The organism is Mycolicibacterium arseniciresistens (genome assembly GCF_030519285.1).
Taxonomy (GTDB): domain Bacteria; phylum Actinomycetota; class Actinomycetes; order Mycobacteriales; family Mycobacteriaceae; genus Mycobacterium; species Mycobacterium arseniciresistens.
The window spans coordinates 18131-30359 of the sequence record NZ_JAUMSQ010000011.1; the positions used below are offsets into that span (position 1 = coordinate 18131).

At 67.7% G+C, this 12229-nt stretch carries 11 protein-coding genes; 7 read left to right on the forward strand and 4 right to left on the reverse strand.

Translation table 11 applies throughout. The features are described 5' to 3' along the window. Positions 1-43: 43 nt before the first annotated feature. On the forward strand, positions 44-1024 hold the full coding sequence (locus Q2100_RS02995) for a cytochrome c oxidase assembly protein (RefSeq protein ID WP_302912805.1): 981 nt from the start codon (positions 44-46) through the stop codon (positions 1022-1024). A gap of 497 nt (positions 1025-1521) precedes the next feature. Here the strand turns inward: Q2100_RS02995 and Q2100_RS03000 are convergent, their stop codons facing one another. The 3 genes from Q2100_RS03000 to Q2100_RS03010 all read right to left on the reverse strand — a co-directional run bounded on the left by Q2100_RS03000 (position 1522) and on the right by Q2100_RS03010 (position 4057). Further along, positions 1522-2466: a M56 family metallopeptidase gene (locus tag Q2100_RS03000; RefSeq protein ID WP_302912806.1), complete on the reverse strand. Its 945-nt coding sequence runs from the start codon at positions 2464-2466 to the stop codon at positions 1522-1524. Further along, positions 2463-2846 (reverse strand): BlaI/MecI/CopY family transcriptional regulator, encoded by a 384-nt coding sequence (locus Q2100_RS03005; RefSeq protein WP_302912807.1) that lies wholly within the window; start codon positions 2844-2846, stop codon positions 2463-2465. Before Q2100_RS03005 ends, Q2100_RS03000 begins: the two co-directional genes overlap by 4 nt. 176 nt (positions 2847-3022) lie before the next feature. Beyond that, positions 3023-4057: a M23 family metallopeptidase gene (locus tag Q2100_RS03010; RefSeq protein ID WP_302912808.1), complete on the reverse strand. Its 1035-nt coding sequence runs from the start codon at positions 4055-4057 to the stop codon at positions 3023-3025. A 454-nt stretch (positions 4058-4511) separates the two neighbouring features. Between Q2100_RS03010 and ctaD the strand changes: the two genes are divergently transcribed. Together ctaD and serB are read left to right on the forward strand one after the other, a co-directional pair. After that, entirely contained in the window at positions 4512-6242 is a 1731-nt protein-coding gene (gene ctaD / locus Q2100_RS03015; protein ID WP_302912809.1) for an aa3-type cytochrome oxidase subunit I, read from the forward strand. Between the two features lie 22 nt (positions 6243-6264). Continuing rightward, entirely contained in the window at positions 6265-7503 is a 1239-nt protein-coding gene (gene serB, locus Q2100_RS03020) for a phosphoserine phosphatase SerB (protein WP_302912810.1), read from the forward strand. On the opposite strand, the gene yczR is transcribed toward serB, so the two are convergent. Then, positions 7500-8957 carry a MocR-like transcription factor YczR gene (gene yczR, locus Q2100_RS03025; RefSeq protein WP_302912811.1) on the reverse strand — a complete coding sequence of 486 codons (1458 nt, stop codon included), beginning with the start codon at positions 8955-8957 and terminating at the stop codon, positions 7500-7502. The genes serB and yczR overlap by 4 nt on opposite strands. A 286-nt stretch (positions 8958-9243) precedes the next feature. Here yczR and yczE point away from each other — a divergent pair, with 286 nt between their 5' ends. From yczE to Q2100_RS03045, 4 genes are read left to right on the forward strand one after another with little or no spacing between them, the layout of a single operon-like run. Next, a complete protein-coding gene (yczE, locus tag Q2100_RS03030; protein ID WP_264012251.1) occupies positions 9244-9918 on the forward strand; it encodes a membrane protein YczE in 675 nt (224 codons plus the stop codon). Continuing rightward, entirely contained in the window at positions 9870-10718 is an 849-nt protein-coding gene (locus tag Q2100_RS03035) for an ABC transporter ATP-binding protein (protein ID WP_264011990.1), read from the forward strand. Before yczE ends, Q2100_RS03035 begins: the two co-directional genes overlap by 49 nt. Continuing rightward, a complete protein-coding gene (locus Q2100_RS03040) occupies positions 10715-11545 on the forward strand; it encodes an NUDIX hydrolase (protein ID WP_269895089.1) in 831 nt (276 codons plus the stop codon). Before Q2100_RS03035 ends, Q2100_RS03040 begins: the two co-directional genes overlap by 4 nt. Positions 11546-11547: 2 nt before the next feature. After that, positions 11548-12225 carry an enoyl-CoA hydratase gene (locus Q2100_RS03045; protein WP_302912812.1) on the forward strand — a complete coding sequence of 226 codons (678 nt, stop codon included), beginning with the start codon at positions 11548-11550 and terminating at the stop codon, positions 12223-12225. Positions 12226-12229 lie beyond the last annotated feature (4 nt).

Sequence of the window (12229 nt, forward strand, 5' to 3'; positions counted from 1 at the left end):
GATCCGGTCGCCATGATGCTGCCCGACGCTGCGAGGGCACGACATGATCGGTCAGGTGGTGCTTCCATCGTCACCCCCCTCCGTATCGGCGATGCTCGGCTGGCTTGTCCCGCCGATCCCATTACTTCCGGTTATAGCAATCGGATTGGCGGTGTGGTACCTCCTCGCCGTTCGGATCGTGAGGGCGCAGGGCCGCGAATGGACGTGGGTGCGCACTGCGAGCTTCCTCTCAGGTTGCATCGCCTTGGCGGCGGTGACCGGCCTTGCCATCGACAGCTACGGCTACCGGTTGTTCAGTGCCTTCATGTTCCAGCACCTCACACTGTCGATCCTCGTCCCGCCGCTGCTGGTCTTGGGAGCGCCCGGCCGGCTGCTGCTCAGGTCGACGCCTCACCGTGGCGTCGGACGTTGCGTACTGATCGCGGCGTTGGGCGCATTGCGTTGCCGAGCGAGCCGGATCGTGCTGCACCCCGGGTTCACCATTCCGGTGTTCCTGTTCAGCTACTACGGCTTGTATCTGTCCGACCTGTTCGATTCGACGGCGGCCAGCGTGGCCGGACACGTCGCGTTGCAAGTCTTCTTCCTCGCGAGCGGGCTGCTGTTCATTCTGCCGATCTTGTCGACCGGTCCGCTGCCGGTCCGACAAAGTAATCTCGGTCGCTTCTTCGACATCTTCGTCGAGATGCCCCTGCATGTCTTCATCGGCGTGATTCTGATGATGGCACCGCGAGCGCTGACCAACACCTTTGCCAACCCTCCAGCGAATTGGAATGTGGACCCCGTGGCCGATCAGGCGATCGCCGGGGCTCTGGCATGGTCCTACGGTGAGCCCGTCGCGCTGTTGACCACATTGATCTTCGCCATTCGCTGGCGTCGTGACGAGGAGTCGGAGTCGGCGAGGAGAGAAGCCGACGTCGAACGCGACGACGCCGAATTTGCTTCGTACAACGCGTTCTTACGTCAACTGCACGAGCAGCAACCTAGGAGGGTTCACTCCCGGAATGCGGCCACCCACGAGGACTGATCAGCGAGCCCGCAGCCCGCCGACGTCAGATCGAGCCGGCATGGATTTAGCGCGGAGGTTCAACCAATGCGAGGAGGTGACGGCCTCCCCGCTTCACAGTGAAGTTGCTTTCGAAGCGCCTCGCTACATACGTAGACGCATAGTAGATTGGTCGTGTGGAGAGCGCATCGTCCGTGTCCTGCGTAGGGCCTCGGGCGACGTGGGACCGGGAGCGTCGAGCACCGCGACCTTCACGACGGGCTGGTCGGTGGATCGCAGCTGCACTACTGGTGGCACTCGCCCTGGCGGTGACAGCATTGTTGGCCGCCGATCCGGCCGCTGCACACGCGGCGGGAGCGGTTGTCTGGGGCTGCAAGTAGCCTGTGGTGGGAACACGGTCGGCCGCAAAGCGAGCATCGGACCGGAGCAGGTGAGCCTTAACCAATGCGCTCACTGGCCTCTGCCGTACTACAGAAGAGCCAAAGCAAGAGGTACGCAGTGCAGGTGCGATCAGCGGATTACGCGAAGCAGATCAATGCACCCGAGAGGGACAGGACGGCGATAGCCAATGGTGTTGCAGCCATCGCCGCGACCGCGCCACTCAACGTGAGGCGGCTTCGGATGTGGGTGTGCCCGTTTCGTGCAGCTGTAAGGCGCTCGGCGCGGACGAGGACGGCGACACCGGCCGCGGCGAGTCCATGGGCCGGAGTGATGGCACCCGATAAGGTCAAAAGGCCGGCGAGGAGAGGATGATTGCCATGGCGACGAGCCGCAGCATCATCGGCACACATCTCCAGCAGAGACGAGACTTGCGTCGCGGCGTCGGCAAAGAGTCGAACTCTGGGCAACCCCGCAGCCAGACCACGCACTGCGGCAACGAGGTAGGCGTGGCGCCCATCGAGGTGAGCCCGTTCATGTGCGACGACAGCCGCGAGCTGCCTCTCATCGAGTGCCGCAAGAGCCGCAGTGGTCACGACGATGGCCGGCGGACGCCCTGCCACGCAGTACGCTGCGGGCTCGGCCGCCTCGATGATCACCACGTCGCTGCCGTCTGACTGTCCCACCAGGCGCACGGCATCGGCATGCGCAAACGTGTGCGAGCGCATGCGGCTCAGGGCGCAGCCCACTCGGACGCCGATGGCGACGACACTTCCGATGGCGAGGGCCACCGCAGCTGTCGCGACGACTCTCGCTGGCCCCCCCGACTGTCCGAGGAGGATCGCTTCGAGGCGCTCGAGACACGACACGAGGAGCGCGTCGGGGCTGTTCCAATGCCCGGCGGCTTCGATCAACAGCAGCGCGATTGCAGCGATCGAGCATCCGAGCACGGTCACCACTGCAGTCAGCCAGGCGGCAATAGCCAAGCGTGGAGCACCGCCGTCAGCGGTGATGACGAGCAGCAACTTCGGACCTGCCGCCAATACCGCCACGACGTACAGAAGCAACGCGGCCGCGACAGTCATCGTCGCGACTTGCGGGCCAGGCGTCGCAGCGCAGCGCGCAGATCCGCGGATTCCTCGGCGTCGATCTGCGCCACGAAATGACTGAGGACCGCGTCTGAGCGGCCGCCCCCACTCAGTGCTTCGAGCATCAGCCGGGCGCTGTGTTCTTCGCGAGTCAAGGTTGGTCGGTAGCGATACGCTTTGCCATCGCGTCTTCGCGACAGCCAGCCTTTGCCGTGCAGATTGTCCATCGTCGACATCACTGTGGTGTAGGCGATGTGGCGTTCAGCGCTCAACTCGTCGAAGATCTCCCTGACCGTCGTATCGGTGTCCGGGTCGCGATTCCAGAGACGGTCGATGATCGCTGCCTCGAGTTCTCCGAAGCCGCGCACACGAGCCATGGTCAACCTCCTGGGTCAGGCAGTAGCTAGCTTAGGCGTCGAGCGGCCTCAAGCGCGAGGCGCGCCATTGGAAAACGAACGTCGGGTCGTCACCACTGACTTCGTCGAGAGCTTGAGGAGACGGACCGACTTCGGAAGATGACGGTGCCGGACCTCCTGGAGCTAGGCAAGCCTCGCTAGCGGCTCGGCACACCCCTTTCGCGCAACCACGACATGGGGTCGGCCTTCTCCGCACCGTTGATGTGCACCTCGAAGTGCAGGTGAGGACCCGTCGAATTTCCCCGATTGCCCATCGTGGCGATCTGAGAGCCGGCCAGCACACGCTCGCCAACCTGCACAGTGGCGGTGTCGATGTGACCGTAAAGCGTGACCGTGCCTTCCGCGTCTCGAATCTTGACCCACATGCCGAAACCCGGGGTAGGACCAGAGGCGATCACCTCGCCCGCCGAGGCGGCGTAGATCGGGGTACCGATCGCATTCGCGATGTCGAGTCCTGCGTGCAAGGTGCCCCATCGTTGTCCGAATCCCGACGTCAAGATGCCTCGCGCCGGAAAGGCGAACTGCGGGCGCCGCATTCGTGCCTCTCGCTGCGCTCGTTCCTGAGCGAAGGCCGCCGCCCGATTTAACTCTTCTTGATGGACGGCGGACTTGAAGTTGCTGACCACTTGGACGACTTCGAAGCCCGGCGGATCATCTGAAGGCAGTCCCTCCACTCCTGCATTGCCCGCCAGCAGGATCGGCTGCTCGTGAGGCGCATCCGACGCGCCCACTGCCGCATTGGCCCCCGCGGCGACCGCCCCGGCGGCCATAGCTGAGATGACAAGCCTGCTGTGTACCGCAGCCGCACCCTCCGAGGGCCTTCGATGCGTCGTAGGCCGCGAGCGGCGCGGACCGGCCGAAGTCGCCCCCGGGTGGGCCGACGCTTCTCCGCATCGCAGGCGTTCGGACTTGATGGACCTCCGCGGAGCGGACGATGCTGCGCGAGTCCCGAGAACGGGAGGCAGCAGCAGTCGCGGAAGTTCGACGAGCAAGTCATTGAGGTCGTCGAGTTCGGGTGCGGTCAGTACGTCGATGTCGGTGGCGAAGGGACCGCTGTCGATCATCGGGGAGGTGGCCGCGCCGAACTCGTTGATGGGAATGATCTCTGTGATCTCGTCATCCCACCGGTGTTTCGTCGGCGATTTCAATCGCGCGATCCGGCGCTCAGCCACCAAGTCGAGACGTTCCTTAACGTTACCGGTTCGTTATCTGATGGCCGAGACGCTAGCCGAATGCCTCTCATCGAGCAAGCTACCGAAGGCGACTCAGCGGGCGCTCGACGGCTGGTTGTCGGAGTGCTCACCCCATTAGAGATTGCGGGACAGCGCTTTACCGACGACGCCACCGCTCATGGAAACCGCAACTACGTAGTGCATAGATATTCGGCGAACTCGCGCGTGGACCTGGCTGGCGGTCGTCCATCCGTGGTGAGCGGTGCCGGAGCCGATGCCGCGGGTGCTCTGACCCGCCCCAACGGGCACACCCGTCGTCCCGGGTGATGGTCCTACTGAATTGTCTAAGTCCGCCCAACTACGAAGATTAGTACTAAGTTCCTTAGTACGTTAACCTACGTACCCGGACAGTAGATCGTGCAAAGAGCGGGCGAGTCTCGCGTGGGAGGATTTCTTGGTAGCCGAAGCGCCCCCAATCGGAGAACTCGAGGCACGGCGCCCCTTCCCGGAGCGGCTCGGCCCCAAGGGCAACCTGATCTACAAGCTGATCACCACCACCGATCACAAGCTGATCGGCATCATGTACGTGGTCACGTGTTTTGTCTTCTTCTTCGCCGGCGGGTTGATGGCGCTGTTCATGCGCACCGAGCTCGCGGTGCCGGGCCTGCAGTTCCTGTCCAACGAGCAGTACAACCAGCTGTTCACCATGCACGGCACGGTGATGCTGCTGTTCTACGCCACGCCGATCGTGTTCGGCTTCGCCAACCTGGTGCTTCCGCTGCAGATCGGCGCGCCCGACGTGGCGTTCCCCCGGCTCAACGCCTTCTCGTTCTGGCTCTTCCTGTTCGGCGCGCTGATCGCCATGGGCGGGTTCATCACCCCCGGCGGCGCGGCCGACTTCGGCTGGACCGCCTACACGCCGCTGTCGGACGCCATCAGCAGTCCCGGAGCTGGGGCAGACCTGTGGATCATGGGTCTCATCGTCGGTGGTCTGGGCACCATCCTGGGCGCGGTCAACATGATCACCACGGTGGTCTGCATGCGTGCGCCCGGCATGACCATGTTCCGGATGCCGATCTTCACCTGGAACATCCTGGTGACGTCGATCCTGGTGCTGCTGGCCTTCCCGCTGCTCACCGCGGCGCTGTTCGGCCTGGCCGCCGACCGCCACCTCGGCGCCCACGTCTACGACCCGGCCAACGGCGGCGTGCTGCTGTGGCAACACCTCTTCTGGTTCTTCGGCCATCCCGAGGTGTACATCATCGCGCTGCCGTTCTTCGGGATCGTGACGGAGATCTTCCCGGTGTTCTCGCGCAAGCCGATCTTCGGCTACACCACCCTGATCTACGCGACGCTGGCCATCGCCGCGCTGTCGGTCGCGGTGTGGGCGCACCACATGTACGCCACCGGCGCGGTGCTGCTGCCGTTCTTCTCGTTCATGACGTTCCTCATAGCCGTGCCCACCGGGATCAAGTTCTTCAACTGGATAGGCACGATGTGGAAAGGCCAGTTGACGTTCGAGACACCGATGTTGTTCTCGGTCGGCTTCCTGGTGACCTTCCTGCTGGGTGGCCTGTCCGGTGTGCTGCTGGCCAGCCCGCCCATCGACTTCCAGGTCACCGACAGCTACTTCGTCATCGCGCACTTCCACTACGTGCTGTTCGGCACCATCGTGTTCGCCACGTACGCCGGCATCTACTTCTGGTTCCCCAAGATGACGGGCCGGCTGCTCGACGAACGGCTGGGCAAGCTGCACTTCTGGCTCACCTTCATCGGCTTCCACGCCACCTTCCTGGTGCAGCACTGGCTGGGTAACGAGGGCATGCCGCGCCGCTACGCCGACTACCTGCCCACCGACGGCTTCACCACGCTCAACATCGTGTCGACCATCGGGGCGTTCATCCTCGGTATCTCGACGCTGCCGTTCGTCTGGAATGTCTTCAAGAGCTGGCGTTACGGCGAACCGGTGACCGTGGATGATCCGTGGGGTTACGGCAACTCGCTGGAGTGGGCGACGAGCTGCCCGCCGCCGCGGCACAACTTCACCGAGCTGCCGCGGATCCGGTCCGAGCGCCCGGCGTTCGAGCTGCACTACCCGCACATGGTGGAGCGGATGCGCGCCGAGGCGCACATCGGTCGCGACCACCATGCGGACGAGCCCAAGCCCATCGACGCGTCCAGTTGATGGACTGCTGCGACATCAGGGGATGAACGCAGCAGACAAGGTGTCGGTGCTGATCACCGTCACCGGAGTGGATCAGCCGGGCGTCACGTCGGCGTTGTTCGAGGTGCTCTCGCGGCACAACGTCGAACTGCTCAACGTCGAACAGGTGGTCATCCGCGGCCGGCTCACCCTCGGTGTGCTCCTGTCGGCGCCCCCGGCCTTCGCCGACGGCGATGCGCTGAGCGCGGAGGTGACCGAGGTGATCCACCGGCTGGGCCTCGAGGTGACCGTCGAACCCAGCGGCAACTCCCCAGTTCTGCGGCACCTGTCGACGCACACCATCGTCGCCCTCGGGCGGCCGTTCACCGCCGGTGCGTTCAATGCGCTGGCGCGCGAGCTGGCGTTCCTCGGGGTGAACATCGACTTCATCCGCGGCATCTCGGACTATCCGGTCACCGGGCTGGAGCTCGGGGTGTCGGTGCCGACCACGGTGCTCGCCAAGCACGTGCAGTCGGCGCTCGCGCGGGTGTCCGCCGACGAACAGGTCGACCTCGCGCTGGAGGACTACAGCATCTCGCGGCGTGCCAAGCGGCTGATCGTGTTCGACGTGGACTCGACGCTCATCCAGGGTGAGGTCATCGAGATGCTCGCCGACCGGGCCGGCGCGCTCGCCGCCGTCGCCGAGGTCACCGAGGCGGCAATGCGCGGCGAACTGGACTTCGCGGAGTCGCTGCACCGCCGGGTGGCCACACTGGCCGGGCTGCCCGCCGAGGTGCTCGACGAGGTCGCCGAACAGCTGGAGCTCACGCCGGGCGCCCGCACGACGATCCGGACACTGCGCCGGCTGGGCTACCACTGCGGCGTGGTGTCGGGCGGGTTCCGCCAGGTGATCGAACCGCTGGCCCACGAACTGATGCTCGACTACGTCGCGGCCAACGAGCTGGAGATCGTCGACGGGAAGTTGACCGGCCGGGTCGTCGGGCAGGTGGTCGACCGGCCCGGGAAGGCAAGGGCGCTGCGGGATTTCGCACAGCAGGCCGGGGTCCCGATGGAGCAGACGGTGGCCGTGGGCGACGGCGCCAACGACATCGACATGCTCGCGGCGGCCGGGCTCGGCGTGGCGTTCAACGCCAAACCGGCGCTGCGTGAGGTCGCCGACGCGTCGCTGAGCCACCCGTACCTGGACACCGTGCTGTTCATCCTGGGTGTCACCCGCGGGGAGATCGAGGCCGCCGACGCGGTCGACGGCATGGTCCGCCGCGTTGAGATCCTCGACGACTAGACCACCAGGGCCTGGGGTTCGGAGCCGGTGGAGCCGGTGACGCTGCGCCAGGCCCGCGCGAGCAGCCGCACCGCGTCGGCCATCTGATCCGGCGGCAGGGTGTACGGGATCCGGACGAACCGCTCGAGGGTGCCGTCGACACCGAACCGCGGTCCCGGCGGCACGTCGAGCCCCATCCGCGACGCGGCCGCCGACAGCGCCGAACTCATCGGGGCGGGCAGCCGCACCCACAGCGCAAGGCCGCCACCGCCCGGGCACGGCCGCCAATCGGGCAGGTGCTCCTCGAGCAGCGACAACATCAGCGCCCGCCGGGTGCGCAGCAGCTCACGCCGCTCCGGCAGTACGTCCTCGGCCACCCGCAGCAGCTCCGCGGCGGCCAGCTGCTCGAAGATCGGCGTGCCCATGTCGATCGACGGCCGCAGCGCCGCGACGGTGGCCAGGGTGCTGCGCTCGGCGCGGATCCAGCCGATGCGCAGGCCGCCCCAGAAGGACTTCGACATCGAACCGAGGGTCATCACCAGGTCGCGCCGCCGGTTCAGGAAGCTCGCGACGGGTGCGGGGACGGGCTCGTCGATCCACACCTCGGTCATCGTCTCGTCGATGATGGTGCGGGTACGGGTGTCGGCGATCAGGTCGGCCAGTTCCCGGCGATGGGCGGCCGGCATGGTGAGCCCGGTCGGGTTGTGGTTGTCGGGCACCAGATACGCCAGGTTCGGCGCCAGCTGCCGGATCGCGGCGTGCATCGCGCCGAGATCCCAGCCGTCCTCGGTGAGCGGCACCGGCACCGGGCGACCGCCCGCGGTGGTGATGGCCGCGATCGCGCCGTGGTACGTCGGCTGATCGACCAGCACCCGGTCGCCCGGCTGGGTGTAGGTCGCCAGGATCAGCCCGAACGCGTGCAGCGTTCCCGTCGTGACCATGATCTCGTCGGGCTCGGTGGGCAGCCCCCGCGCGCAGTAGCGTTCGGCGATCGCCTCGCGCAGCGGCAGCACACCGGTCAGTTCGATGCCGATGTCCTGCAGATAGGGCGTGATCTGCCGGGTCGCGGTGGTGAAGGCGTCGAGCACCGCCGTCGCGGGAGCGGCAAGGGCGGCGTTGGCGAGGTTGACCGAGATCCCGGGTGTCGTGAACGCCTCGACCGTGGTGGACGCCGTGGCCGCGACCGGGAGCGCGGTGGTGCTGCGGGCGCCGCGGCGGGCCACGAGGTAGCCGTCGTCGCGCAGCTGCGCGTAGGCGGCGGTGACGGTGGTGCGCGACACCCGCAGTGCGTCGGCCAGCGCCCGCTCACTCGGCAGCCGGGCGCCGACCGGCAGCCGGCCGTCAATGAGGAGCATCCGGATGCCGTCGGCCAGGCCCTGGTACGCCGGGCCACTCCGGCTCGATGTGCGCCAGTTGCCCAGATCGCGGGCCAGTAGATCCTCGTCGAGCGCGCGGGCCATCGTGTCGATGCTCATTTGCAGCCAGTATGAGCCAACTGGCTATTGGACCGCAAGCCAGTCAAGGCCAGAATCGTCATATGGCTTCGAACTGGATACTAAAATTGGGTGAGCGCCTCGCAAACCTGTTCTCATACCGCCCGGTGGGGTCCACCTCGGGCGAACTGGACTCTGATCTGCGCCGGATACGCAGCGAACTGGACGCCATCCGCGTCCGGTTCCCCGACCACGCGTGACGCGGACCCGAAGGGCGTCGCTGCGCGGCGCCGCACTCCTCGCCGGCCTGATCGGTTACGGCTTCTCGATGGCCCTGATGGTGCGGGCCGGCCTCGGCCTCGACCCCTGGGACGTGTTCCACCAGGGCCTGGCCGGCCACACCGGGATGTCGTTCGGCCTCGCCACCGCGTTGGTCGGCGTCGCCGTGCTGCTGGCCTGGATCCCGCTGCGCAACCGCCCGGGCGTGGGCACCGTGGCCAACGTGATCGTCATCGCGGTCACCGTCGACGCCACCCTCGCCGTCCTGCCTGCGCCGGTGTCGATGCCGGTCCGGATCGGCTGGATGGTGACCGCCGTCCTGCTCAACGCGTTCAGCACGGTCCTCTACGTCGGCGCAGGCCTAGGACCGGGACCGCGGGACGGCCTGATGACCGGGCTGGTCGCACGCACCGGCCGGTCCGTGCGGCTGGTGCGGACCACGATCGAGGTCACGGTGCTGACGGTCGGCTGGCTGCTCGGCGGCACCGTCGGCGTCGGCACGCTGGTCTACGCGTTCGGGATCGGGCCGCTCGTGCAGATGTTCGTGTGGCTGACGCCGAAACGGCTCCTCGCCGTCAGCGGCTGGGCGCCGGTGGTCGGCGCCGACGATTCCGGCGGGCGAATCGCCGCGAGGCGGCCGGCGTCGCGACGGCGGCGCAACACTACGATGGGCGAGTGCCGGAAGAAGACACCGCAGCTGACACGGCCGACCCCGACCTGCTGATCGATTTCGCCCGGGTCACGCTGCGCCGCGGCGGCCGGACGCTCGTCGGACCCGTCACCTGGGCGGTGGAACTCGACGAACGCTGGGTGGTCATCGGGCCGAACGGTGCAGGCAAGACGTCGCTGCTGCGGATCGCGGCCGCCATGGAGCATCCGTCGAGCGGCACCGCGTTCGTGCTGGGCGAACGGCTCGGCCGGGCCGACATGGCCGAACTGCGCTCGCGGGTCGGTCTGAGCAGTTCTGCACTGTCGCAACGGGTTCCGGACGACGAGGTGGTCCGCGACCTGGTGGTGTCCGCCGGATACGCGGTGCTGGGGCGCTGGCGGGAGTCCTATGAGGACGTCGACTACGCGCAGGCGGTCGACATGCTGGAGAGCGTCGGCGCCGAGCACCTCGCCGAACGTCTCTACGGCACGCTGTCCGAAGGGGAACGCAAGCGGGTGCTCATCGCGCGGTCGATGATGACCGACCCCGAACTGCTGCTGCTCGACGAGCCGGCGGCCGGCCTGGACCTCGGCGGGCGCGAGGAACTCGTGGCGCGGTTGGAGGATCTCGCCGCAGACCCCGACGCGCCGGCCATGGTGCTGGTCACCCACCACGTCGAGGAGGTGCCCCGCGGGTTCAGCCACGGCCTGATCCTGTCGGAGGGCCACGTGGTCGCCTCGGGTCTGTTGACCGACGTGCTCACCGCCGAGAACCTGTCCACGGCGTTCGGCCAGTCGATCGCCCTGGAGAACGTCGACGGCCGCTACTTCGCGCGGCGCACCCGCAGCCGCGCGGCACACAGGAGGCGTGCATGACCGAGGGATCCCCCGATCCTCTGGTGCCCCGGCCCGCGGCGACGGTGATGCTGATCCGCGACGGGCGTCAGGGCGCACCCATCGAGGTCTTCCTGATGCGCAGGCACTCGGCGATGGACTTCGTGGCCGGGGTGATGGTGTTCCCCGGCGGCGGCGTCGACAAGCGCGACCGCAACGCCGACATCGCCTGGGCCGGCCCGGAGCCGGCATGGTGGGCCGGACGGCTCGGCGTGGACACCGACCTGGCCGGCGCGCTGGTGTGCGCCGCCGCCCGCGAGACGTTCGAGGAGTCCGGCGTGCTGTTCGCGGGCGCCGCCGACGATCCCGACGTGCTGGTCGACGACGCCTCGGTGTACCGGGCGCAGCGGCAGGCGCTGGTCGACAGGTCGCTGTCCTTCGCCGAATTCCTGAAGACGGAGAAGCTGGTGCTGCGGGCCGACCTGCTGCGCCCGTGGGCGAACTGGGTGACCCCGAAGGAGGAGCGCACCCGCCGCTACGACACCTACTTCTTCGTGGGCGCGATCCCGCAGGGTCAGCGCGCCGACGGCGACAACACCGAGACCGATCAGGCCGGCTGGATCACCCCGACCGAGGCGCTCGACGACTTCGCCGCCGGGCGCACGTTCCTGCTGCCGCCGACGTGGACCCAGCTCGACTCGCTGGCCGGCCACACCGTCGCGGAGGTGCTGGCGGTGGAGCGCAGGATCGAGGCCGTCGAACCCCACCTGGCCGCACGCGACGGCAACTGGGAGATCGAGTTCTTCGACAGTGACCGCTACAACGCCGCCCGGGACCACCGCGCCCCGCAGGGATACAGCGGCGACTGAACATGGGGGAGTTCGTCGACGTCGTCCTGGGTAAGCCGGGGAACGGCCCGGTCGATGACCGGCCGGGGATCGCGACGCTGCTGCTGTCGCGGCCGCCGACCAATGCGCTGACCCGGCAGATGTACCGGGAGGTGGCCGCCGCGGCGGCCGAGGCCGGCGACCGCGACGACGTCCTGGCGGTCATCGTCTTCGGCGGCCACGAGATCTTCTGCGCCGGGGACGACGTCCCGGAACTGCGCACCCTGGATCCCGAGGAAGCCGACGCGGCCGCCCGCACGGCCCGTGAGGCGATCGCCGCGCTGGCCGCTCTGCCGAAGCCGACCGTCGCCGCGATCACCGGCTACGCGCTGGGCAGCGGGCTGACGCTGGCGCTGGCCGCGGATTGGCGGGTCAGCGGGGACAACGCGAAGTTCGGGTCCACGGAGATCCTCGGCGGCCGGTCACCCGACGCCTCGGCCGCAGCACGGCTGACCCGCGCGGTGGGCGAGAGCAGGGCCAAGGACCTGGTGTTCAGCGGCCGGTTCGTCGGCGCCCCCGAAGCGCATGCACTCGGGCTGGTCGACGAGCTGGTCGCGCCCGACCACGTCTACGACGCCGCGCTGGCCTGGGCCCTGCGCTTCGCCGACTATCCGCCGCAGCTGCTGGCCGCCGCGAAAGCCAGCTTCGGGGCCGCCGGTTAGGCTG